Origin of the sequence: Shinella sp. HY16 (assembly GCF_028534175.1) — a bacterium.
GTDB lineage: Bacteria > Pseudomonadota > Alphaproteobacteria > Rhizobiales > Rhizobiaceae > Shinella.
Genome location: NZ_JAHYXL010000001.1, coordinates 2,871,997 through 2,894,065 on the forward strand (window position 1 = coordinate 2,871,997; position 22,069 = coordinate 2,894,065).

Below are 22,069 nucleotides of genomic sequence, written 5' to 3' on the forward strand. Positions count from 1 at the left end.
GCCGACATCAGGGAATGGCAAAGATGCTGATCTCGCTGGCAATGCCCCGCAGGGTGACGTTGTGTGCGACAGGGCTCACGCCGCGATCCGACAGCAGGCTGGAGGCGCGGGCGTCCCGCAGCACCGAGCCGGTGGCGAAGATTTCCAGCGAAGTAGCAAGATGCTGGACACGCGAGGCGATGTTGACCGTCTGGCCGAAATAGTCCTGCCGCTCGTTGAGATTGACCGCAATGCATGGCCCCTCGTGAATGCCGATCTTCAGAAGCAGGTCCTCGCTGCCGCGCGCATCGTTCAGGGCACGCATGGCATCGCGGATGCGCATGGCCGCCGCCACCGCCCGGTCCGGCGTCGGAAAGGTCGCCATGACGGCATCGCCGATGGTCTTGACGACCGCACCGGCCTCGGCAGCGACGATCTCGCTGAGAACCTTGAAATGCGTCCTCACGAGATCAAAGGCCGCGAGATCGCCGACCCGCTCATAGAGTTCCGTCGAGCCGCGCAGGTCGGTGAACAGAAAGGTGAGACTGGTGATCTTCAACCGCTGGTCGATGTCCAGCGTATCGGTGCGGTAGAGGTCGCGAAACGTCTGGTTGGACAGCAAGCGCTTGGCTGTGAGGAAGGGACGGCGCTGGCCGAGCAAGGTATGCAGCGCCTCATTGGCGACGCAGACAGATGGCAGTGCGCGCACATCGACATGGTTCTCCATCTGGATGCGCAAGGGCCCCGGTTGCAGCACCAGTGTCTCGTTGTGGCGATGTGTGCGATCGAAGACCAGGGTCAGGTTGCGCCGCTCCCGCGTCGGCTCCCCGCGGACGTCGAGGAATTGCGCCGCATGCGTCACGGGCTCGAAGACGATGACGAACTCCGCCGGCAGCTGCAGCGAGATGACCGCCTTCTCGCCGGGCGGCAATTCCAACGCCTCGAGTACGAATTCATCGACCTTCTCTTCGTAGCCCTCGTCCGGCAGGTCGAGCCCCGAGCCCCAATAGACCTGCCGAAAATATTCCCCCGGTGGCAGTTCATGCGGATTGTGGGCGGCGATATGGCGCACGCGAGGACTGATCGTGAACGTCACCTCGACCATCTCGTCGAGCGTCGGTTCGTAGCCGGCGGCGCAGAGCGCACAGGTGTATTCCGTGCTCTGCACGCTCTTCAGCGACGTACCGGCATCGAGTACCCCGCCGCATCCCGGGCACAGGACATTCCAGAAAAGATCGAAGATACCGAGCCGGGTGGCCTGCATGAAACCCGCAATCACATCTTCCTCGCCAAGCCCCTCGGCTGAGGCAAAGGCGAGTGCATTGACACGGCAAAGCTTGCGATCCGGCGCATCCCGAACGAGCCGTTCGAGTGCATCGACAACCCCAGGCGTCACCGACTGGCGCAGAACCTCGAATAAAGTCCGGGCTTCACTCATGCCCCATTCTACACCCATATCGTCACGAGAGACAGGTGTCGCAAAGCAAAGGCCATAGCGTTTGTCGCCATGCGGACCACAAGAAGTTTTTCTGGAAAACCGGCTGGTAGCGGAGGAGGGATTCGAACCCCCGACACAAGGATTATGATTCCTCTGCTCTAACCTACTGAGCTACTCCGCCGCCCGAAAAGAGGAACAGAACGATGTCTGTTTCCGTCCGGTGCGCGGCTTATAAGGCGCTGTTCCCGCGGGTGTCAAGCGACGTTCGCACAAAAATCACTTTGTTCACGAAGGCCTTGGCAAATGCGGGGGGTCAGGCCGCGGCCGGGGTGGACAGAATGCGCCGGAGAGCGTCTTCGGCCGCCGGCTCCCGCTCGGAGCGCAGGATGAAACCGCCGCCGTGGATACGGGCATCCTCGCCTTCGCCGGAATAGAGCGCGCAGGCCTGGCCGGGCGCCACGCCCGGTTCCCCTTCGGCAAGCTCCACATAAAGGCCACCGGGGCCAGACAGAAGGCGGGCAGGACGCGGCGGGCGCGTCGAGCGCACCTTGGCATAACAATCGAAGCCGGCAGCCGCCACGGCTTCCACGTCGCTGTCGCCGATCCAGTTGATGTCGCGCAGATAAAGCCGGCGCGTTTCCAGCGCTTCCTTCGGCCCCACGATGACACGTCGCGAGCGCGCGTCGAGATAGACGACATAGAGCGGCTCGCCCGTTGCGATGCCGATGCCGCGCCGCTGGCCGATCGTATAATGCAGGATGCCGTCGTGGCGGCCGAGCACGCGGCCGTCGATATGCACGATATCGCCGGCAAGCGCCGCATTGGGCTTCAGCTTGTTGACGATGTCGGAATACTTGCCCTGCGGCACGAAACAGATGTCCTGACTGTCGGCCTTCTTGGCGACGACGAGGCCCATCTCCTCGGCAAGCGCCCGCGTTTCGGCCTTCGAGAGATGGCCAAGCGGAAAGCGCAGATAGTCGATCTGCTCCTGGGTCGTGGCAAACAGGAAGTAGCTCTGGTCGCGCTCGGCGTCGACCGGGCGATAGAGCGCACGGCGCTGCGGCGCGTCAGGCGTCGGGTTCGGCCGGGAGCGGATGTAATGGCCGGTCGCGAGCGCATCGGCGCCAAGTTCCTTGGCGGTGATGAGGAGATCGGCGAACTTGACGGTCTGGTTGCAGGCGACGCAGGGGATCGGCGTTTCACCGGCAATATAGCTTTCAGCAAACGGATTGATCACCGTCTCGCGGAAGCGCTTTTCATAATCGAGCACGTAGTGCGGAATGCCGAGCGTTTCGCAGACACGGCGCGCATCGTCGATGTCCTGACCCGCGCAGCAGGAGCCCGCGCGGTGCACGGCGGCACCGTGATCGTAGAGCTGCAGCGTGATGCCGAGCACGTCATAGCCTTCACGTTTCAGGATGCCGGCCACGACGGAGCTGTCCACGCCGCCCGACATGGCGACGACGACACGGGTATCTTCCGGCTTGCGATCGAAATCGAGACTGTTCACGCGAGGTCCGTTCCGGTACTGCAGCGCCAGGAGGCTTGCCGCAGGTCACCTTTCACTGGGGTTTGCTTGACGCAAGGGCGACGCCCCGCGACCGGCGCGGCGTCTTTCGGGCGACATATAGAAACTTGCCGCACCGAGGGCAAGAGAAGGCCGGAAACCTCGTCGTCCCGGCCACACACCGGCCCTGCCTTTCCGGCCCGCCGGCAGGCGCGTGTGCGCAGGATATCAGATGAGGCGCAGGCGCAGGGCGATGGCGATCGCCTGCATGCGGTTGACCGCCTTGAGCTTGCGCGTCGCGCTCTTGAAGTAGCTGCTCACCGTATAGGCCGAGATGCCGAGGATGATCGCAATCTCGTCGCTGCTCTTGCCGGCGGCCGCCCAGCGCAGGCACTCGACCTCGCGGCTCGACAGCTTCTCCCGACTCGCCGTTGCCGCCACGAAGGTCTTTTCAAGGCATTCGAAAAGCTGGAGGGCGGCGAAATGCAGGTCCGTCAACGCCCGGCGGGCGAGCGGGACCTGCGTGCCCGAAAAGGCCATCAGATAGGGGTCGGATGTCGTGGAATGCAGGAGAAAGGCTGTCGAGGCGGCAAGACCATGGCTTTCGGCCAGCGCGATCGCCTCACCCACCTGGCCGTTCTCCCAGTCCGATGGGGCGAGCAGCGAGCTGTCGCCCTGCACGGGCAACTTCGTCATGCCCGTCTCGATCGCCAGCCGGCTCAGATGGAAGAGGTTCATCGCATCGTATTTGCGCACGAGATCGGCCGGCCAGTTGCTGACAAGCAGCCGTTCGGCAAAGCGCTGCTGCTCGTTGGCAGGAAAGCGCGACACCAGGAAATGACTGAAGCCGAAATGGTTGGCGCACTGGCGCATGAGGTGCAGCACCTCATATTCGGTCTGCACGGATTCGAGATTGGCCGTGGACAAGAATTCAGGCGACCAGCCCTGCTGCAGGAGCATGTTGTCTGGGTCTTTCATTTTCCGTTTCCAACAGCCGGCGCGAACGCCGGGAGCGTGTGCATTCTCGGTTCGGAAAACTTCAGGCGCACCCCTTCAGAAAAGCGGCGACGAAAAACGCCGCGGAAGCCATATCCCGGGGGGAACAGCTTGCGGAGGGAATTCATGATGATGCAGCCTAGGGCTTCCGGTGGCATCCATCGACGCCGCCCTTAAATTTGGGGGCGTATTAGCAGTGTTTGAATAAAAGGGAAATGAAATATTTGCATGGCTCCCATGCGGATGCCGCGCAGGCCCGGCTCGGTGAACGTAAGGGAAGTCAGTACTTACGCCCCGGAATACAACAGGCGAAGCCGCTCAAAAGATTAGAAAATTGTTAGCATGCGCTTAGGCAAATCTTAAATGTGGCGGGCTACAGTCCCGGCATATGGTCTTGAGTTTATGTAGAGAGTCCAATGACCGATCTGATACGACCCCGCGTTAAATACGTCATCGGCCCCGATGGCAGCCCCCTGACGATCGCCGATCTGCCGCCGGCCAATACGCGGCGCTGGGTGATTCGCCGGAAGGCAGAAGTCGTCGCCGCCGTACGTGGCGGGCTTTTGAGCCTCGAAGAAGCCTGTGAGCGCTATACGCTGACCGTCGAAGAGTTCCTTTCCTGGCAGTCCTCCATCAACGATCACGGCCTGGCCGGCCTGCGCACCACGCGCATCCAGCAGTACCGCCACTAGACCGTTTCATTTTCGATCAAGACCCTCTACGGCTGCGCCCTGCGCGGCCGTAGTTTCGTTTCCGGTCAAGGCCGCGCTCCATGCGGCCGCAGCTTCATCTGCAGCAGGCCGGTCATGATCGCCGAGGCGGCGTAGAACCAGAGACCCGGCTGAGTGAAGGCCGAGGCCATGCCGCTCGTCTTCGCCGCGACGATGACCAGCGCGACCAGCATCACATCCATCATCGACCATTTGCCGAGGATCGGCAGCAGCCGGGTAAGCCAGCTCGCCTTGCCCGCGGGCGGCGCCGGCGCGGTCGCCTCCAGCGCGATCGCAAAAAGTTTGACCACCGGGAAGACAATGGAGAAAAGCGCGACGAGCACCGCAAGGCCTCCGCTCTCCTGCGCCCAGAGCGAAACGACGATATCGATCAGCGAGGGGGTCTCGTCAAAGAAGTAGAGCTTTTCAAAACGCACGAGCGGCAGGACGAGACCGAAGGCGAGGAACAGCGCAGAGAGCACGAGAAGGACGGGAACGACGAGGATCATGGCAGGCCAACGCTGGTTTCGATGCCCCTGCATAGCACCGCGGTGGCGCGGACGCAGCACGCTCTGTTCACATCCCGTGCGCTTGCGGGAGGGCGCCAGACAGGAAAGGATGGCACCAGACAACAGGAGCGAGGAGCACCATGGACATCAGGAACGCGGAAACCGGCTCGAAAGGCCGCTACTCGACCACCGTCGAGGGCCATGAGGCGGAGGTGACCTATTCACGCGCCTCGCCGCAGCTCGTCATCGTCGACCACACCGGCGTACCGGATGCGCTGCGCGGCAAGGGGGTCGGTCAGGCCCTGGCGGCCCATGCCGTGGAAGAGGCGCGCAAGGGCGGCTGGAAGATCATGCCGCTCTGCCCCTTCTTCCGCGCCCAGGCCATGCGCCACAAGGAATGGCACGACGTCGTCAATCTGTGACGGAACCTTAAACAACGCGAAGAGCCCTCGTGAGCGGTCTTGCGGCCGCTCGCGAGGGTTCTTCAAAACCGGACCGGGTCAGGCGCGTAGCCGGACCGCGTTGTCGCGCTCTTCGAGCGCCGAAGCCTTGGCGAACTCCGCCTCCGCCTCTTCCAGCGCCAGTTCGGCCGCATCCTGCTGCACCTTCAGTTCCCGGATCGAGACCTGGAGGTTGTCGGAACGCTGGCGCGCCGCCTTGGCGAAGGTGGGGTAAGCGAAGTGGTTGGGATCGTTGATCCCGGATTTCTTTTCTTCGATGGCGATCTGGCTTTCCAGTTCCTTCGACATCCGTTCGAATTCGGACATCATCAACTGAAGCTGGGCCAGTTGCCGTCTCTTCTCTTTCACCTGAAATTCCTTCAGGCGAACTAGGCTCTCACGCGACTTCATACGCAATACTCCCGTGGATAGCGAGACCCCGGCATTGGAGCGAACGGCCACCAAAACGCGACACCCGTTCACCCGGCATTCCAAATCAGTGCCCGAAGCACGGCTTTTAACCGCACGCCGGAGACCGGCACTCCGCCCGAAACCCGGAAAAACGCACCGGGTCTTAAAAAAAATTCAGCGATATTAATAAAACCCTACCGCTGGTAACCTTTCGTTTACGGGCATCGTTAATCATAGGTCCGATGATTTAAGGCTCAGTAAATGCGGTTCGCTAAAAAACGGGTTCGCCACATTGATGAGTCGAAAGAGTCGGTTAACCGTGGTTCTTAAAGAGACAGTTTAAGAGACACATTTCTGATTCATCCATGAAATCAGGGAGCTGCCTAAAATAATTAACAGATCGATACACCTTGCCAAAGGGAATCAGGATTTGTTAACCAATTCGTGGCAGCCTCCAAATCAGGCAACGACTGGATCCGTATCGCGTAGGGGGCCAGGTACCTTGAGCGGCGGAAAAGGGGACAGATATGCGGGTTCTACTCATTGAGGACGACAGCGCGACGGCGCAGAGCATCGAGCTGATGCTGAAGTCCGAAAGTTTTAATGTGTATACCACCGACCTCGGCGAGGAAGGTGTCGATCTGGGCAAGTTGTATGATTACGACATCATCCTGCTCGATCTGAACCTGCCCGACATGTCGGGTTACGAGGTTCTGCGCACGCTGCGCCTGTCCAAGGTCAAGACGCCGATCCTCATCCTCTCCGGCATGGCCGGCATCGAGGACAAGGTGCGCGGCCTCGGCTTCGGCGCCGACGACTACATGACGAAGCCGTTCCACAAGGACGAACTCGTCGCCCGTATCCACGCCATCGTGCGTCGTTCCAAGGGCCATGCCCAATCGGTCATCTCGACCGGCGAGCTTATCGTCAATCTCGACGCCAAGACGGTCGAGGTCGGTGGCCAGCGCGTCCACCTGACGGGCAAGGAATACCAGATGCTCGAGCTGCTCTCGCTGCGCAAGGGCACGACGCTCACCAAGGAAATGTTCCTGAACCACCTCTATGGCGGCATGGACGAGCCGGAACTGAAGATCATCGACGTCTTCATCTGCAAGCTGCGCAAGAAGCTGGCCAACGCCGCCGGGGGCGCGAACTATATCGAGACGGTCTGGGGCCGCGGCTATGTGCTGCGCGAGCCCGATGGCGACTTCGCCGAAAGCGCCTGATCGGCTCTCCCCTCGCCGCTCGAGATTTCGACCCGCCGCTTGCCGGCGGGTTTTCCTTTTGTGCGAAAGTTTTTACCTTGCAAAGCTCAGACAAAAACGCGGCCGGCTCTTGGCGAGCGGCCGCGTCCACAAAAATCAACCAGATGGTGGGGCGTTTCAGGCGGCGGCCGACAGGCTGCCGAATACCTGCGTCAGGATCTTGCGGTCGAAAGGCTTGAGCAGGAAGTCGTCCGCACCGGCGCGCTTGCCCATCATCATCTTCTTGAGATCGGCCTCGACGACGCAGTAATAGATGCGCACCGACTTGCCCTGCGGCAGGTTGCGGATATTGCCGATGAGTTCGAGAGCCCCGTCCATCGTCGAATCGACAATGAGGATATTGGGCAGTTCCGCCTCGCAGCGCACGAGAGCTTCCAGCGAACTCGATGCTTCCAGAACGAGGAAATCGAAGCCGGAGAGAATACGCTTGCCGACCTTCCGGACGACGTCGGAACCATCGGCGATCATCAACCGCTGCATTCGCTGCTCCTAGGTCTCCCGCCCGTTGGACGGGAACAATACAGGATGCAACTCTACCGGCGACTGGCAAACAAAGCGTTAGCGGCCATGGTTAACGAACCATGGCCGCCATCGATTATTCCGAGGCCGGAACGACCCGTGCCGAAAAGACGATCTCTTCGGGACTGGCGGCGACGTCGAGCTCCATACCCGCCTCGTCGGCAAGCAGCACCGTGTAATAAGGCTGGATGGAATGGGCATCGACGGCCTCTTCCGGCGTGCCGGAGAGGATTTCCATGAACTTCGGCGGCACGCGCAGCATGCGGCCCCGGGCCGCGAGCTTGAAGGTCGCGTCGAATTCCGGATTGTCGAGCGTCACGTCGATCGAGCCGCCGCGCGGAATGGCGCCGTAGGCCACGAGGAACAGATTGAGCAGCAGCTTGACCCGGTTCTTCGCAACGATGGCGCGCGGTCCGGTCCAGGTGATCTCGGTCTTCTTTTCGGCGGCAGCGAAATCACGCGCGGCCTTTTCCGCCTCGCCCGTGTCGATGGAGGCGCCAACCGAGCCGGAGGCGCCGAAAGCGAGCCGCGCGAACTTCAGCCGGACCGAGGCATTGAGCGCGCTGGTGCGGATGAGATCCATCGCATCGGCATCGGCGCCGCCCTCGTCGAGCAATTCCAGCCCGTTGTTGATCGCGCCGACAGGCGAGATGACGTCATGGCAGACACGGCTGCACAGAAGCGCTGCCAGGTCGGGACCGGTCAGCGTAAGGTTCGGATTTTTCGCCATAAATTTCTCCCAGATCCACGCATCACTTCACGCGGACGGCCCTAGCATGGGCACATTCGCGGGCATCCTGCGCGACGCATAGCACGCCGGAATTGCGCGAGGCGTGCCCGATTTGAAGACAGCCATAATGACACCACATTTGGTAAACCGATTGTTAAGACGATCGGATCAAATTGCAGCATGGAACGGGGCCGGTACATGAAGAAAGGCGAACGGGACATGGGTGTTTCAAATCTGGTCAGGATGGCGTGCAGGATCGCAACAGCAACGATCCTGGCGCTTCTCACGGTGCTGCCGGCGCAGGCGCAGCAGAACGGCCAATATTCCATGCAGGAAATCGTCGATGCCGGCCACGGCTTCTTCGGCTCGACCTCGGGCGGCCTTGCCAAGGTGGTCGAGCGCGCCTTCGAGGCTCACGGCCTGCCGAACGGCTATATCCTTGGGCAGGAAGGCTCCGGCGCCTTCGTCGCGGGCCTCACCTATGGAGAGGGCACGCTCAACACCAAGAATGCCGGCCAGCATCCGGTCTTCTGGCAGGGTCCCTCGCTCGGCCTCGACTGGGGCGGCCAGGGCAGCCGGACGATGATGCTCGTCTACAATCTGCCCGACGTTAACTCGCTCTACGAGCGCTACGGCGGCGTCTCCGGCTCGGCCTATGTGATCGCCGGCGTCGGCATGCAGGTCAATGTCAACCGAGACGTCGTGCTCGTGCCGATCCGCACCGGCGTCGGCGCCCGCCTCGGCATCAACGCCGGCTATCTCAAGCTGACCCGCGAGCCGACCTGGAATCCCTTCTGAGAATGAAACGGCCCCCTCACCCGTCAGGTTAACCGAGAGTTGATTTCTGAGGGAAAGCCCCTCCCGCAAGGTCGAGCGAGCCGCTATAGTGGGCTCGTTCGAACCCGTTTTGGGCCAGTTTTGAAACGAGTGGACCCGTGATCGAGTATGCCCTTCTCTTCGCGCTCGGCTTTCTCGCCGCCACGCTGACCGGCCTGCTCGTCGCGCCGGCCATCCAGAAGCGCATCGTCAAATTCACCGAGGACCGCATGCGCGCCACCATGCCGCTGAGCCCGCAGGAAGTGCGCGCACAGAAGGACATGGCCCGCGCCGCCTATGCCGCGGAAAACGCCCGCCTGTCGGAAGGGGTGCGCCGCGAGCGCGAAAAACACACGCTGGAAATGGTGCGCAACGAGAAGCTGCTGGCCCAGGCCGCGGCGATCGGCACGGAAAATGCCGAGCTGCATGCCCAGATCGCCGACATGAACATCGAGGCCGGCGACATGCGCTCGGCGCTGCGGCGCGAGGAAATGAAGACCGAACAGCTGAAGTCGGCGCTCGCGACGGCCGACCGCGAAATCCGCGGCAAGGTCGCCGACATCGAGACGCTGCACAGCCGCATCAACCATCTCGAAGCCGATCTCGACACGATGAAGATCGATCTTGCGACCCGCGACACGACGATGGAGAACCTGAAAAGCCGTATCGGCAATCTCAAGGACGAGCGCGACAAGCTGCGCGAGGATATCAAGACGGCGAGCCAGAGTGCCAAGGCACTGGAAGTGCGCCTGTCGCGCGAGGAAGGCCGCGTGCGCCAGCTCGAAACACGGCTGACGCGCGAGCTTGCCGGCAGCGCCGACAAGGACAATGCGATCGAACGGCGCATCGCGGAAATCAGCCGCCTGCGCGACAAGGTGAAGACGTTGACAACGGAAAACAAGGAAGCCGTGAAGGCCGTGCGTTCCACCGGGCTTGCCCGCACTATTGCCGCGAGCCGGCTCGCCCCGCGCCGCAGCGACAAGGTGGCCCCGCCACCGATCGACATTGCGGCACTGGAAGAGGACGTACGCAATCAGGGAACGGCTCTTTCCGAACGGCTGATGGCGGCGAAGACCGGCGAAAACGACGCGGCCCTGCGCGAGGAGATGGCCGACCTTGCCAGCAAGATGATCGTGCTGACGGCCACCCGGGAGGGGGCCGGCTCACCGGTGCACGATCTCATCGCCACGATCGACCCCGCTCTCGACGGCGACGAGCGCAGCCTCGCCCAGCGCGTGCGCGGGCAGATCAACCGCGACGAGGCATAGGCGGGAGTGTGGAATGAAGATTGCCATTCTGGCCCTGATCATCGGCGTGACCGGCGCGACAGCTCCCTCGCCCAAGCAAGCAGCCGGTATCGACGGACGCTATTGTGGTCGGCTTTGGAGCAACGGTGTTCTCGTCGAGGCGGTCACGGTGCTGAAGCTTGCCGGCGACGGTCGGCTGAGCGGCACCTATGAATTCGCCGACGGCGACGGTCGAACCCCGGGAACGCTGGCCGAGAGCCCGCCCGGCAACGGCCTTGCCCGCACGCTCGACTGGCAGGACATGTATGGCAGCGGCAAGCTTTCCATCACCTTCCAGCCGGATTTCAGCGGCTTCACCGGCACCTGGCAGGACCAGAGCGGCACGCCGAACGAACTGTGGGATGGCGTGCGCTGCTGATAGGTATCGTGCGGAACAAGGGCCGGACCAGGAGCGTCTAGGCGACACGTTCCATGGCAAGGGCGATCTGGTAGAGCGCGATGCCGCTCGCCGTCGCGACATTGAGGCTGTCGAGCCCCGGCCGCTGCGGGATGCGCGCCGTCCGGAAGGAAGAGAGAATGCTGTCAGGCAGCCCCTCGCCTTCCGTGCCGAGTACGAGAGCGATGCGTCGCGCCGCCGGGATGTCCGCCACCGGTACCGCACCACGTGGTGAAAGCCCCCAGATCTCGAACCCTGCTTGCGCAAGGCCGTCAAGCATGGCTTCGGCCCCGAGGCCACGGGAAAACGGCACGTTCAGCACCGAGCCGACGGAGACACGGATCGCCTTGCGGTAGAGCGGATCGCAGGACGTCTCATCAAGGAACACCGCATCCGCGCCGAAGGCCGCGGCATTGCGGAAGATCGAGCCGACATTGTCGTGGTTCGAGAGGCCGCATCCTGCGAGAACAAGGCTCGTTTCCGGCAGACGGCCCAGAAGTGTGCCCCCCTGTTCCACCGGCGGCTTGCTGCCCAGCGCCAGCACGCCGCGGTGCATGTTGAAGCCGGCGACCGCATCGAAGACCGCGGACGAGGCAATATAAACCGGCACCGTCTCCGGGAAGGAAGCCAGCACATCCGCAACACCCGCGAGGCGGTTTTCGAGCAGCAGGATAGCCTCGGCGGCAAAACCGTTCTCGCGGGCCGTGGGCGCTCCGAGCATGCGCAGCACCACCGTGCCTTCGGCGACGAACAGGCCGTCCCGGCCCGTCAGGTCACGCTCACGGATCGACACGAATCCCGCAATGCGCGGGTCTGCAGGATCGTCGATCCGAACCGGTTGCGCCGCCATGCCGGATCAGTTGCCAGCGACCGCGACCTCGGCGACGATGCGCCCGGCCGCGATGTCGAACAGGAACGCCTTGCGCGCGCCGTCGGCCATCACGCCATAGAACAGAATCTGCCCGCCGGAATTGGAGACTGCAGAGACGGCGAAACCATCGGGCAGCGTCGCGGTCGCCTTGAGCGGCGCATCACTCGGCACGGCGAGGGCCTCACCGGACGAGGCCACAGCTTCCGGCTTGCCATCCCGCGTGTTGATCTTATAGACAATGGCCGCAAGCACCGCCATGAACATCAAGAGCATGATGCCGCCCGAGACCAGCTGCAGGCGCATCATCTTGCGACGAACGTTTTCCATGACAGGGTCGAGCGGCTTGTCTTCCTGATCGTTGTTTTCGATGTTGGACATGGCAGGCGCCCTTCCGGCAATGAGTGTAGTGAACGATGACCGACCCCTTTAAAGAAGCCGACGCCACAAGAAAAGTCCTGACGGTACCGGAAGAGGCCGAAGGGCGTATCGACGCCTGGCTCGCCGCAACGCTTGCCGGCGATTTCTCGCGCAGCCGCATCAAGGCGCTGATCGAGGAAGGCGCCGTGCTCGTCAACGGAGCGGCCATCGGGGAACCGAAGCGCAAGATCCATCCCGGCGATCGCGTCGAGATCGCTCTGCCGGAGCCACGCGATCCCGAGCCGAAGGCCGAGGATATCCCGCTCGACGTGCTCTACGAGGACGACGACCTGATCGTCATCTGCAAACCGGCCGGCCTCGTCGTCCATCCTGGCGCCGGCAACTGGACCGGCACGCTGGTCAATGCGCTCATCCATCACTGTGGAGCGAGCCTTTCCGGCATCGGCGGCGTGCGACGCCCTGGCATCGTGCACCGGCTCGACAAGGAGACCAGCGGGGTCATGGTCGCCGCCAAGAACGACGCCGCGCACCGCCACCTCTCCGACCAGTTCGCCGACCACGGCCGCACCGGTCCGCTGGAGCGCGCCTACCAGGCCGTCGTCTGGGGCCGCCCCCGCCAGCTCAAGGGCACGATCGACGCCCCGCTCGGCCGCGGCGCCGACCGCACGAAACGCGCGGTGAAGCGCGAGGACGCCGACGATGCCCGCGAGGCGATCACCCACTACGAAGTGGTGGAGCGCTACGGCGAGACCGAGGACGGCACCAGCCTTGCCTCTCTCGTCGAGTGCCATCTCGAAACCGGCCGTACGCACCAGATCCGCGTGCACATGGCCCATATCGGTCATCCCCTGATCGGCGACCCGGAATATGGCGGCGCGTTCAAGACCAAGGCCAACCGGCTGCCGGACGACGCGCGCCAGGTCGTGAACGCCTTCCACCGCCAGGCGCTGCATGCCTTCCTGCTGCAGTTCGAGCACCCCGCGACGGGCGAGACCATGCATTTCGAAGCCCCTCCGCCGGAAGACCTGGAGCTGCTGCTCGAAGCGCTGCGGGCGGTCTGAATGCCTGCCAGGCCTTGATTCTCAGGCGCGGGACCCCATTTTGAGGCTGTGTCGTACAATCTGTCCCGCCCCTCCGCCTTCACGCAGCCGTGAAGCCTGCGGCGCCTTGAACCATTGTTTTGCCATACCTATCTATAGGATCGTGGGATCGCCATGACCCACAGGGAGCATGGTTGCTGACGGGGATCCGGTTTTCAGGATCAAGCTCCATACCAAGGCTTGCCGGAATGGAAGCCGTCTCAGAAAGGGGTGCTGAATGGCCCGCAATACGCTGCCGTCGATCACGGCTGGAGAAGGTGGTCTCAACCGCTATCTCGATGAAATCCGCAAGTTTCCGATGCTTGAGCCGCAGCAGGAATATATGCTCGCCAAGCGTTACCAGGAGCACGGCGACCGTACTGCCGCCCATGAGCTCGTCACGAGCCATCTTCGTCTCGTGGCCAAGATCGCCATGGGTTATCGCGGCTACGGCCTGCCGATCGGCGAAGTCGTCTCGGAGGGCAATGTCGGCCTGATGCAGGCCGTCAAGAAATTCGATCCGGAGCGCGGCTTCCGCCTTGCGACCTATGCCATGTGGTGGATCAAGGCCTCGATTCAGGAGTACATCCTGCGCTCTTGGTCGCTGGTGAAGATGGGCACGACCGCCAACCAGAAGCGTCTCTTCTTCAACCTGCGCCGCATGAAGAGCAAGATCCAGGCGATCGACGACGGCGATCTGAAGCCCGACCAGGTGAAGGAAATCGCCACCAAGCTGAAGGTCTCGGAAGAGGAAGTCGTTTCGATGAACCGTCGCCTCACCGGCGATGCTTCGCTGAACGCGCCGATCAAGGCCGGCGAGGGCGAATCCGGCCAGTGGCAGGATTGGCTCGTCGACGACCACGACAGCCAGGAGCAGACGCTCATCGAGCAGGACGAACTGGATACCCGCCGCGCCATGCTGGCGCGCGCCATGGGCGTCCTCAACGAGCGCGAACGCCGCATCTTCGAGGCTCGCCGCCTCGCCGAGGATCCGGTGACGCTGGAAGAACTCTCCACCGAGTTCGACATCAGCCGCGAGCGCGTCCGCCAGATCGAGGTCCGCGCCTTCGAGAAGGTACAGGAAGCCGTGCAGAAGTATGCGGCCGAGCAGGCCCGCGCAGTCCGCGTAATCGAAGACGCCTGAAGGTAACGCATCCTGGATATTGGAGGGGGCCGGCATCGTTGCCGGCCCCTTTGTCTTTGCACCATCGCCTGCGCCCTGGCATCGGTGGTTACCGTGCCGCGACAACCGCCACCCCGGCCCCCACCATGACACCGCCCGCCGCGCGGTTCATGCGGCGGACAACGGCAGGCGTCCGGAGCAGCTTGCGGGCACGGCCGGCAAGGATCACATGTCCGCCGATCACCACGGCCTCGACCACAAGGATCACCGCCATCAGCACAAGGAGATGGCCGGGGGGCAGCGACGCCCCGACGACATTCGGCAGGAGTGCCACGTAGAACAACGGCATCTTCGGATTGCCCAGGTTGAGCGCAATGCCGGTCGCGAAGATCTTCAGCAGGCCACGCCGTTCGGCCACCGGTTGCAGCTCCGGCACGACCGGCGTCGCCGTCCACAGTTTCACCCCCATCCAGACCAGATAGGCCGCTCCGGCGTAGCGCAGGATCGTCATGACGACACTCATCTCGGCAGCAATGACGGAAAGACCGAATGCGGCCAATGTCAGGAAGATGAGAATGCCGGCAACCGTACCGGCCCCATAGGCGATGCCCGAGGCCGCCCCGTGCGAGATCGTGCGGGCGACGATCGTCATGTTGTCAGGTCCAGGGCTCGCGGCGAACACGAAAAAGGCCGCAGCAAAGGCAAGCAAGGTCGAGAAATCCACGGAACCTCCGAAAGTCATGAGTCGCTTCCGGAGGTGTAGAATAGCCCAGTCCCGCCGATGGGAAAGTGGAAATCGTGGCAACGCGCAGGATCGGCAGCGGCGCCCGCCGCGCGGCGCTTTTGGAATGGGTCCCATAACGAAGAAAGGGCCGGCATTGCTGCCGGCCCTTTCTGGATCAGAGGTTCGCGCCCTTACTGGCTGCCCGGCGCACCCAGCGTCGCCCAGGCCTTCATCACCTTGTCAAAGGCTTCCGCGCCCGCAGTGCCCTTGTCGAGCGTAATCAGCGCGCGGCGGCCATTGCGATAGGTGATCGGAATGTCGATCCAGCTGCGGGTCCGCAGGAGGTCGATGTTCTTGGCGATCGCCTCAGGGAAGTCGTTGAGCGCGATCATGTGGAAGTCGTCGGTGATCTTTGCCGGCACGGCGATCAGCGCATCGCCGCGGTCCTGCTCCGTGCGCTTCATCGCCACGCGCTGCACGCTTTCGATGCCGCCGCCTTCGAAGTTCTCCGGCAGCGAAAAGACGAGTTCCACCAGATGGCTCGCCGGCAGCGAACGGTCGCCATTGCGGCGGAAGGTGATCAGTGCCGTCAAACCTTTCGAGGGCACATTGACCTGCGCGCGCACCACAGGTTCGGGCTTGGCATCGCCACCCGGCGACTCTTCCGCGCTCGACCATGCCACCGTGCCTTCGATCGCCGTCGGCGCCGTTTGGCCGAGGCGCTCCTCATAGAGGAACATCTTCTGCGTCACACCGAGCGCCGGCTGCTCACCGGTCGCAGCGGGCGTGCCGCCCTCGGTCGTCGTGGCGCCACCGGTACCGGCAGGGGTCTGCGCCGCGCCGTCGGTGGTGCCCGGGGTCGCTTCACCCGTCGTCGTGCCGCCGGCAGCGGCTGCGCCACCTTCCGTCGTCACGCCAGCCGTTTCCGGCGTCTGGGCGGCAACCGACTTACCTTCCTCCGACGTCGCACCGTCAAGCGCGGCCGCCGGACCTTCATCTACCTCGGTGCCGTCCGTCAGGAGGCGTTGGGTGAACTTGCCGTTGGCGCTCGGGGTCGCCGCGGCGACCTCGGTGTTCGTCGTCGTGCCGCCGGCTCCGTCCGGCGTCTGGGCAGTCTCGCCCGACGTGGTGCTCGCCGGCAGATTGCGGCCGCCTTCGGCGGTTTCGTTCGTCTTCTGGGTTTCCGCCGGCGTCTCGGTGGAGGGAGCGGTGAACGCTGCAATGCGCTCGTTGACCCAGCCGTTCACCGTTTCGCGGTTGAACCAGTAGGCAGCACCCGCCCCGCCGACAATGGCGACCAGCGCCACCACGGCTGCAAGCGCCGCGACATTGATACGCGACTTGCGCGGCTCGGCGCGGAAGGAACGCTGCGGCGCCCGCGCCGTCTCCACGACGGGCGTGGACGGCGTCGCATCGGCAAACCCGGCCTCCGCCGCGACGGCCGCACCTGCTGCGGCCGCACCAGCCTTCGGGCTGTGGCCGAGAAGCTCGTCAAGATCGCCCCAATCACGGGAAGACGTTGCCTGTCCCTGAACTGCCGCCGGCTGGGCAGCCTTCTCCTCCGGCCAGTCCCAGGCGAGCGGGTCGACAGGGGTCTCGGCCGGCTGAGCACGGTTCTCGGCGCTCACATCAGCAGCGCTCGCCTCGTTCCAGTTCCACTGGGCTTCGGCCGCGGGCATGCGAGCATCCGCCACCGGTTCGGCTTCGGGCGCATGCTCGTCATGCACCGGATAGGTCTGCGCCTGCGGCTCGACGGCCGCGGCCGTCTCCTCCGCATCGGTCTCCCGTGCGGTTTCCTGCTCCGGCTCCTGCCAGGAGGGAACATAGTCGTCGGCCGGTGCAGCCTCGACATGCCAGGACTGCTCGTTGTGCGCCTCGACGGCGGCCGGCTCCGCTTCCTCTTCGTCACGGTCTTCCGCAACGGGCTCGACAGGCTGGGATTCGGCATAGGCAGCCGGCATTTCTTCCGCCGGCGCCTCGGCGGCGGGCTCTTCCTCAGCGGTCTGCTCGTCCTCGTTGGGTTGCCCAACGGGCTCGGCAACAGGGTCTTCGTGATGCTCCGGCTCCCGCTCAGCCTCGGCAACGGCCTCCTCAGGCTCGGCAACGGCGGCGGTTTCTTCCGCCACCGACTCCGGTTGCAACACCTCTTCGACGGGTTCGGGCGCGGCGTCGTCAGCCGGCAACGCCTCGGCGTGGTCCAGCTCGACGCTATCGATCGCCGCCTCAAGCTTGTCGAGCTGGCGTTTCACAAGGTCATCGGAAGGGCGCGGGTTCATGGATTCGAGCTGCCGGCGTACGGCACCGCGAGCCTTCTCGTAAACCTTCTGCCGCATCTCGGCATTGTTGTCCGAGAGGCCATCCACGGCCCTTCGAATGACTGCTACAAAATCCGCCATCAGAACTTTCCGTCGTGTCCGCTCGCTATCTCATTGGAATACGTCACGGAACTGGTGTTGAGCTTGAGATTAGTCCTCAAACGGGTCGGTCACAAGTATGGTGTCATCCCGCTCCGGACTGGTCGAAAGCAGCGCGACCGGGGCGCCGATCAGCTCTTCGACCTGACGTACATATTTGATCGCCTGGGCCGGCAGATCCGCCCAGCTGCGCGCGCCGACCGTCGACTGCTTCCAGCCTTCGAGTGTGATATAGACCGGCTCGACACGGGCCTGTGCTGCCTGGTTGGCCGGCAGATAGTCGATCTCCTGGCCATCGAGCTTGTAGGCGACGCAAATCTTCAGCTCATCGAGGCCGTCGAGAACGTCGAGCTTGGTGAGCGCGATGCCGGTGATGCCCGAGGTCTTCACGGTCTGGCGGACGAGAACCGAATCGAACCAGCCGCAGCGGCGCGGACGTCCGGTATTGACGCCGACCTCGCGACCGACAGTCGAAAGATGCTTGCCGATCTCGTCATCGAGTTCGCAGGGGAACGGTCCCTCGCCGACACGGGTCGTGTAGGCCTTGGTGATGCCGAGCACATAGCCGATCGCCGTCGGACCGAGGCCGGAACCGGCGGCGGCTTGGCCCGCAACCGTGTTCGACGAGGTCACGAAGGGATAGGTGCCGTGGTCGTTGTCGAGCAGCGCGCCCTGCGCCCCTTCGAAAAGGATGCGGGAACCGGCCTTGCGGTGGTCGTCGAGAATGCGCCAGACCTGATCGACATAGGGCAGCACGCGGTCGGCGACTTCCATCAGTTCCTTCTCGATCGATTCCACCGAGATTTCCGGCAGGCCGAGACCACGCCGCAGCGCATTGTGGTGAGTCAGCAGCCGGTCGATCTTCGCCGGCAGCGCGTCCTTGTCGGCCAGATCAATGGCGCGGATCGCGCGGCGGCCGACCTTGTCTTCATAGGCGGGGCCGATGCCGCGGCGCGTCGTGCCGATCTTCGTGCCGCTGTTGGAGGCCGCATCTTCACGGAAGCCGTCCAGATCGCGGTGAAGGGACAGGATGAGCGGGGCGTTGTCGGCGATGCGCAGGATCTCCGGCGTGATGTTCACGCCCTGGCCGCGCAGCTTCTCGATTTCCGCCACGAAGTGGTGGGGATCGACGACGACGCCGTTGCCGATGACGCTGAGCTTGCCGCGCACGAGGCCGGACGGCAGCAACGCCAGCTTGTAGCTGACACCATCGATAACAAGCGTATGACCTGCATTGTGGCCGCCCTGATAGCGGACGATGACATCCGCGCGTTCGGAAAGCCAGTCGACAATCTTGCCCTTGCCTTCGTCACCCCATTGAGATCCGACCACCACGACGTTCGTCATTTCATCTTTCCCGTTTTCGCGCGCGAGCGCTTTACTGTTACGCACACATGCGCGCGCGCCTGACACAAACCCGCGCATCTATACTGTGTTGTCTTTGGGAATGCGACCCTGTTATGACGGCCACAATCCGCTTTTTGCATGACATCTCGTGCTTTTTCACCTTATGTGAGGCGCCAGCCGGCCCGCCCTGCATGCATCCTTCCACCCACCGGACCCAGTTGCCTTGAACAGCAGAGCCTATTTCTACCTGTGCATCACCTCGCTTTTCTGGGGCGCGAACTCGGTGGCCGGCAAGCTTGCCGTCGGCCATGTCAGTCCGATGGTGCTGACCACCTTCCGCTGGATCGTCGCACTGAGCATCATCCTGATCCTCATGCTGCCGCAGGTGAAACGCGACTGGCCGGCGATCCGCAGGCACTGGCTGCAGCTGCTGCTCTACGGTGCCCTGGGCTTCACCGCCTTCAACGCCCTGCTCTATACGGCGCTCGGTTATACCAGCGCCATCAACGCCGTCATCGAGCAGGCCGGCATCCCCATGCTGATCTTCGTCTTCAACTTCGCGCTCTTCCGCATCCAGGCCTCGATCGCGCAGGTCCTCGGCTTCACCGTCACGCTGGTCGGCGTTCTGGTAACAGCCTCTCATGGCGATTTCTCGACTTTGGCGGAACTCGAATTCAACTTCGGCGATGCATTGATGCTCGGTGCCTGCATCGTCTACGCCGCCTATACGGTCTCGCTGCGCTGGAAACCGGAGATGCACTGGCAGAGCTTCATCGCCGCCCCGGCCTTCGGCGCGCTGCTCAGTGCCATTCCACTCTTCTTCTGGGAAGTATCGCGCGGCGCCGCCATCTTCCCGGATACGACCGGCTGGGCCATCGTGCTCTATGCCGGCATCTTTCCTTCCCTGCTCTCGCAGGTGCTCTATGTACGCGGCGTGGAGATGATCGGCGCCAACCGGGCCGGCCTCTTCATCAATGCCATCCCGGTCTTCGGCACGATTCTGTCCGTGGCCCTTGTCGGCGAAACCATGCACATGTTCCATGTCGTCGCACTTCTTCTCGTGCTCGGCGGAATCGCGATAGCCGAATGGGGGCGACCGAAAGAGAAGAAGACCTGACAGACGCTAGAAATGACCTGTAAGAACCTGTAATCGCAGGACGTTCATCCCTAAAACTGGGGCCGTCACTTAAATCTTGTTTAGATTTTTAATGTTGCACTCACCGTCAACATGGATCTATTCGAGTTTTAAGTCGTGAAAAACATCCGCATTTCCACCCGCATCTATCTACTCACCGCCATGGCGCTGTTCTTCATGGCTACCGCCATGATCTACAAGACACAGGCCGCCAACGAGGAGGTGAACGACGAGCGCCGCCAGATGCTGCGCAACGTCACGGAATCCGCCATCTCCGTCATCGCCTCCTATGAGAAGCTCGCCAAGGACGGCGCGCTTTCCGAAGAGGAAGCCAAGACGCGCGCCATCGCCGATGTCATGGCCATGCGCTTCGGCGAAGGCGGCTATTTCTTCATCAACTCCTTCGACGGCATGATGGTGGCGCATCCGCTGAACGCCAAGCTGATCGGCACGGATGTGCGCGGGCTGAAGGACACGCACGGCAAGGCCTTCAACATCGAGTTGATCCAGCTTGCCCAGAACCCCGGCAGCGGCTTCGTCGACTACTATTGGGACAAGCCGGGCCAGAGTGAACCGGTCGAGAAGTTCTCCTATATCCAGGGCTTCAAGCCCTGGGGCTGGGGTATCGGCACCGGCGTCTATGCCGACGACCTTGCCGCGAAGTATTCTGCGTCGCTGACGACGACGATCGCCATCACGTTGCTTGCCGGCGCTGCAACGCTTCTCGCCGCACTCGCCATCGGCCGCTCGATCAGCCGTCCAATCAACCGCCTGAAGGACGTGATGCTCGAAGTCTCGCGCAATCAAACGCACTCCACCGTGCCGGATACCGACCGCAAGGACGAGATCGGCAACATGGCCGATGCACTCGTGCTGCTGCGCAACTCCGTCATCGAGCGCAACGAGCTGGAAATCCGCCAGCGCGAGCAGCAGGGTCTGCTCGACGGTGAGCGCAGTGCTAACGAGGAGCACCAGGCGGCCGTCGCCCGCAGCCAGTCGCGTGTCGTCGAAACCATCGGCTCCGCACTGGAACGCCTCGCCCAAGGTGATCTCACCGTCGATGTGCCGGACCTTGGCCGCGACTATGAGAAGCTCCGCCGTGACTTCAACGGTGCCACCGATGCCCTGAAATCGACCATCGCGGCCATCGCGGAATCCACAGCCGTGGTAAACGGCAGTGCGGGCGAGATCAGCCGCGCAGCCAACGACCTGTCACAGCGCACCGAACAGCAGGCCGCCTCGCTGGAGGAGACCGCCGCCGCACTCGACGAGATCACCGCCGCCGTGCAGAACTCCACCGCGCGCGCAGAGGAAGCCAAGCGCATGGTTTCCGAAGCCCGCGCCGGCGCCGCAAAGTCGAGCGAAGTCGTGCGCAACGCGATCGACGCGATGGGCCGCATCGAGCACTCTTCTTCCAAGATCGGCGAGATCATCGGGGTCATCGACGACATTGCCTTCCAGACGAATCTGCTCGCGCTCAACGCCGGCGTGGAAGCGGCCCGTGCGGGCGAAGCCGGCAAGGGCTTTGCCGTCGTCGCCCAGGAAGTGCGCGAGCTCGCCCAGCGTTCGGCCAATGCAGCCAAGGAGATCAAGACGCTGATCAACGCCTCCACGACGGAGGTCTCGGCCGGCGTCAACCTCGTCGAGGAAACCGGCAGTTCGCTCGCCGATATCGAACGCCGTGTCAACGATATCAACGAGCGCATCGTCGCCATCGCGACCGCCGCGCAGGAACAGGCCGTCGGCCTTCGGGAAATCAACACCGCCGTCAACCAGATGGATCAGATGACCCAGCAGAACGCTGCGATGGTTGAAGAAACCTCGGCCGCCAGCCAGACGCTGGCGCAGGAAAGCGGCCAGCTCGCCGGCCGCATCGCCCACTTCCAGCTGGCCGGCTCCGGCCGCGGCGAGATGCGCCGCGCTGCCTGACCGCCGCAGCAGCACACCTCAACGAAAAGGCCCGCCGGAGACATCCGGCGGGCCTTTCTTTTCGTC

Annotated in this window: 22 protein-coding genes and 1 tRNA gene; 10 read left to right on the forward strand and 13 right to left on the reverse strand. The window is 63.2% G+C overall.

Features of this window, described 5'->3' with window-relative positions:
- Positions 1-7: 7 nt before the first annotated feature.
- The 4 genes from K0P03_RS14260 to K0P03_RS14275 all read right to left on the reverse strand — a co-directional run bounded on the left by K0P03_RS14260 (position 8) and on the right by K0P03_RS14275 (position 3,902).
- The gene (locus K0P03_RS14260) at positions 8-1,417 is read right to left on the reverse strand and encodes an adenylate/guanylate cyclase domain-containing protein (protein ID WP_050744056.1); all 1,410 of its coding nucleotides are present in this window, start codon (positions 1,415-1,417) and stop codon (positions 8-10) included.
- A 104-nt stretch (positions 1,418-1,521) separates the two neighbouring features.
- Positions 1,522-1,598, reverse strand: a tRNA-Met gene (locus K0P03_RS14265).
- A gap of 132 nt (positions 1,599-1,730) precedes the next feature.
- Positions 1,731-2,927 (reverse strand): tRNA 2-thiouridine(34) synthase MnmA, encoded by a 1,197-nt coding sequence (mnmA, locus tag K0P03_RS14270; RefSeq protein ID WP_023514316.1) that lies wholly within the window; start codon positions 2,925-2,927, stop codon positions 1,731-1,733.
- Between the two features lie 225 nt (positions 2,928-3,152).
- A complete protein-coding gene (locus tag K0P03_RS14275; RefSeq protein ID WP_024270825.1) occupies positions 3,153-3,902 on the reverse strand; it encodes a helix-turn-helix transcriptional regulator in 750 nt (249 codons plus the stop codon).
- Positions 3,903-4,336: 434 nt separating this feature from the next.
- On the opposite strand from K0P03_RS14275, the gene sciP reads away from it, so the two are divergent.
- Positions 4,337-4,612: a CtrA inhibitor SciP gene (sciP, locus tag K0P03_RS14280; protein ID WP_023515011.1), complete on the forward strand. Its 276-nt coding sequence runs from the start codon at positions 4,337-4,339 to the stop codon at positions 4,610-4,612.
- 65 nt (positions 4,613-4,677) lie between these two features.
- On the opposite strand, the gene K0P03_RS14285 is transcribed toward sciP, so the two are convergent.
- A complete protein-coding gene (locus K0P03_RS14285; RefSeq protein WP_050746131.1) occupies positions 4,678-5,172 on the reverse strand; it encodes a paraquat-inducible protein A in 495 nt (164 codons plus the stop codon).
- Between the two features lie 107 nt (positions 5,173-5,279).
- Between K0P03_RS14285 and K0P03_RS14290 the strand changes: the two genes are divergently transcribed.
- The gene (locus K0P03_RS14290; RefSeq protein WP_023515013.1) at positions 5,280-5,561 is read left to right on the forward strand and encodes a GNAT family N-acetyltransferase; all 282 of its coding nucleotides are present in this window, start codon (positions 5,280-5,282) and stop codon (positions 5,559-5,561) included.
- A gap of 78 nt (positions 5,562-5,639) precedes the next feature.
- Here K0P03_RS14290 and K0P03_RS14295 read toward each other — a convergent pair whose 3' ends face one another.
- On the reverse strand, positions 5,640-5,990 hold the full coding sequence (locus tag K0P03_RS14295) for a hypothetical protein (RefSeq protein WP_024270823.1): 351 nt from the start codon (positions 5,988-5,990) through the stop codon (positions 5,640-5,642).
- A 527-nt stretch (positions 5,991-6,517) separates the two neighbouring features.
- On the opposite strand from K0P03_RS14295, the gene ctrA reads away from it, so the two are divergent.
- The gene (ctrA, locus tag K0P03_RS14300) at positions 6,518-7,216 is read left to right on the forward strand and encodes a response regulator transcription factor CtrA (RefSeq protein WP_024270822.1); all 699 of its coding nucleotides are present in this window, start codon (positions 6,518-6,520) and stop codon (positions 7,214-7,216) included.
- Positions 7,217-7,372: 156 nt separating this feature from the next.
- Here ctrA and K0P03_RS14305 read toward each other — a convergent pair whose 3' ends face one another.
- Positions 7,373-7,735 carry a response regulator gene (locus K0P03_RS14305; protein WP_024270821.1) on the reverse strand — a complete coding sequence of 121 codons (363 nt, stop codon included), beginning with the start codon at positions 7,733-7,735 and terminating at the stop codon, positions 7,373-7,375.
- A 115-nt stretch (positions 7,736-7,850) separates the two neighbouring features.
- A complete protein-coding gene (chpT, locus tag K0P03_RS14310; protein ID WP_130514142.1) occupies positions 7,851-8,504 on the reverse strand; it encodes a histidine phosphotransferase ChpT in 654 nt (217 codons plus the stop codon).
- 243 nt (positions 8,505-8,747) lie between these two features.
- Between chpT and K0P03_RS14315 the strand changes: the two genes are divergently transcribed.
- From K0P03_RS14315 to K0P03_RS14325, 3 genes are all read left to right on the forward strand, one after another.
- On the forward strand, positions 8,748-9,302 hold the full coding sequence (locus tag K0P03_RS14315) for a DUF1134 domain-containing protein (RefSeq protein ID WP_037407931.1): 555 nt from the start codon (positions 8,748-8,750) through the stop codon (positions 9,300-9,302).
- Between the two features lie 137 nt (positions 9,303-9,439).
- Entirely contained in the window at positions 9,440-10,588 is a 1,149-nt protein-coding gene (locus K0P03_RS14320) for a hypothetical protein (RefSeq protein WP_272789921.1), read from the forward strand.
- A gap of 13 nt (positions 10,589-10,601) precedes the next feature.
- Positions 10,602-10,985, forward strand: a complete 384-nt coding sequence (locus K0P03_RS14325; RefSeq protein ID WP_272789922.1) for a hypothetical protein — start codon at positions 10,602-10,604, stop codon at positions 10,983-10,985.
- A gap of 37 nt (positions 10,986-11,022) precedes the next feature.
- Here K0P03_RS14325 and K0P03_RS14330 read toward each other — a convergent pair whose 3' ends face one another.
- Both K0P03_RS14330 and K0P03_RS14335 read right to left on the reverse strand, forming a co-directional pair.
- Positions 11,023-11,853, reverse strand: coding sequence for a TrmH family RNA methyltransferase (locus K0P03_RS14330; protein ID WP_272789923.1), 831 nt, complete (start codon positions 11,851-11,853; stop codon positions 11,023-11,025).
- Positions 11,854-11,859: 6 nt separating this feature from the next.
- Positions 11,860-12,252, reverse strand: a complete 393-nt coding sequence (locus K0P03_RS14335) for a hypothetical protein (protein ID WP_023514493.1) — start codon at positions 12,250-12,252, stop codon at positions 11,860-11,862.
- 35 nt (positions 12,253-12,287) lie between these two features.
- Here K0P03_RS14335 and K0P03_RS14340 point away from each other — a divergent pair, with 35 nt between their 5' ends.
- A complete protein-coding gene (locus K0P03_RS14340; protein ID WP_050746136.1) occupies positions 12,288-13,313 on the forward strand; it encodes an RluA family pseudouridine synthase in 1,026 nt (341 codons plus the stop codon).
- Between the two features lie 256 nt (positions 13,314-13,569).
- On the forward strand, positions 13,570-14,475 hold the full coding sequence (gene rpoH, locus K0P03_RS14345; RefSeq protein ID WP_024270820.1) for an RNA polymerase sigma factor RpoH: 906 nt from the start codon (positions 13,570-13,572) through the stop codon (positions 14,473-14,475).
- Positions 14,476-14,563: 88 nt separating this feature from the next.
- On the opposite strand, the gene K0P03_RS14350 is transcribed toward rpoH, so the two are convergent.
- From K0P03_RS14350 to K0P03_RS14360, 3 genes are all read right to left on the reverse strand, one after another.
- On the reverse strand, positions 14,564-15,178 hold the full coding sequence (locus K0P03_RS14350) for a LysE family translocator (protein WP_272790486.1): 615 nt from the start codon (positions 15,176-15,178) through the stop codon (positions 14,564-14,566).
- Between the two features lie 191 nt (positions 15,179-15,369).
- Positions 15,370-17,574 carry a hypothetical protein gene (locus K0P03_RS14355; RefSeq protein ID WP_272789924.1) on the reverse strand — a complete coding sequence of 735 codons (2,205 nt, stop codon included), beginning with the start codon at positions 17,572-17,574 and terminating at the stop codon, positions 15,370-15,372.
- Positions 17,575-17,643: 69 nt separating this feature from the next.
- Positions 17,644-18,939 carry an adenylosuccinate synthase gene (locus K0P03_RS14360; protein WP_272789925.1) on the reverse strand — a complete coding sequence of 432 codons (1,296 nt, stop codon included), beginning with the start codon at positions 18,937-18,939 and terminating at the stop codon, positions 17,644-17,646.
- A gap of 223 nt (positions 18,940-19,162) precedes the next feature.
- Between K0P03_RS14360 and K0P03_RS14365 the strand changes: the two genes are divergently transcribed.
- Entirely contained in the window at positions 19,163-20,056 is an 894-nt protein-coding gene (locus K0P03_RS14365; protein ID WP_050746139.1) for a DMT family transporter, read from the forward strand.
- Positions 20,057-20,191: 135 nt separating this feature from the next.
- On the forward strand, positions 20,192-22,003 hold the full coding sequence (locus K0P03_RS14370; protein WP_272789926.1) for a methyl-accepting chemotaxis protein: 1,812 nt from the start codon (positions 20,192-20,194) through the stop codon (positions 22,001-22,003).
- Positions 22,004-22,069: the final 66 nt, after the last annotated feature.

What these genes read in the sequence shown, in the direction of transcription:
- K0P03_RS14315 (WP_037407931.1), top strand. Translation starts at nt 8,748, where the DNA reads ATGGCGTGCAGGATCGCAACAGCAACGATCCTGGCGCTTCTCACGGTG.
- K0P03_RS14295 (WP_024270823.1), bottom strand. Translation starts at nt 5,990, where the DNA reads ATGAAGTCGCGTGAGAGCCTAGTTCGCCTGAAGGAATTTCAGGTGAAA.
- K0P03_RS14335 (WP_023514493.1), bottom strand. Translation starts at nt 12,252, where the DNA reads ATGTCCAACATCGAAAACAACGATCAGGAAGACAAGCCGCTCGACCCT.
- K0P03_RS14330 (WP_272789923.1), bottom strand. Translation starts at nt 11,853, where the DNA reads ATGGCGGCGCAACCGGTTCGGATCGACGATCCTGCAGACCCGCGCATT.
- K0P03_RS14275 (WP_024270825.1), bottom strand. Translation starts at nt 3,902, where the DNA reads ATGAAAGACCCAGACAACATGCTCCTGCAGCAGGGCTGGTCGCCTGAA.
- ctrA (WP_024270822.1), top strand. Translation starts at nt 6,518, where the DNA reads ATGCGGGTTCTACTCATTGAGGACGACAGCGCGACGGCGCAGAGCATC.
- rpoH (WP_024270820.1), top strand. Translation starts at nt 13,570, where the DNA reads ATGGCCCGCAATACGCTGCCGTCGATCACGGCTGGAGAAGGTGGTCTC.
- K0P03_RS14305 (WP_024270821.1), bottom strand. Translation starts at nt 7,735, where the DNA reads ATGCAGCGGTTGATGATCGCCGATGGTTCCGACGTCGTCCGGAAGGTC.
- chpT (WP_130514142.1), bottom strand. Translation starts at nt 8,504, where the DNA reads ATGGCGAAAAATCCGAACCTTACGCTGACCGGTCCCGACCTGGCAGCG.
- K0P03_RS14325 (WP_272789922.1), top strand. Translation starts at nt 10,602, where the DNA reads ATGAAGATTGCCATTCTGGCCCTGATCATCGGCGTGACCGGCGCGACA.
- K0P03_RS14290 (WP_023515013.1), top strand. Translation starts at nt 5,280, where the DNA reads ATGGACATCAGGAACGCGGAAACCGGCTCGAAAGGCCGCTACTCGACC.
- K0P03_RS14360 (WP_272789925.1), bottom strand. Translation starts at nt 18,939, where the DNA reads ATGACGAACGTCGTGGTGGTCGGATCTCAATGGGGTGACGAAGGCAAG.
- sciP (WP_023515011.1), top strand. Translation starts at nt 4,337, where the DNA reads ATGACCGATCTGATACGACCCCGCGTTAAATACGTCATCGGCCCCGAT.
- K0P03_RS14260 (WP_050744056.1), bottom strand. Translation starts at nt 1,417, where the DNA reads ATGAGTGAAGCCCGGACTTTATTCGAGGTTCTGCGCCAGTCGGTGACG.
- K0P03_RS14285 (WP_050746131.1), bottom strand. Translation starts at nt 5,172, where the DNA reads ATGCAGGGGCATCGAAACCAGCGTTGGCCTGCCATGATCCTCGTCGTT.
- K0P03_RS14355 (WP_272789924.1), bottom strand. Translation starts at nt 17,574, where the DNA reads ATGGCGGATTTTGTAGCAGTCATTCGAAGGGCCGTGGATGGCCTCTCG.
- K0P03_RS14340 (WP_050746136.1), top strand. Translation starts at nt 12,288, where the DNA reads ATGACCGACCCCTTTAAAGAAGCCGACGCCACAAGAAAAGTCCTGACG.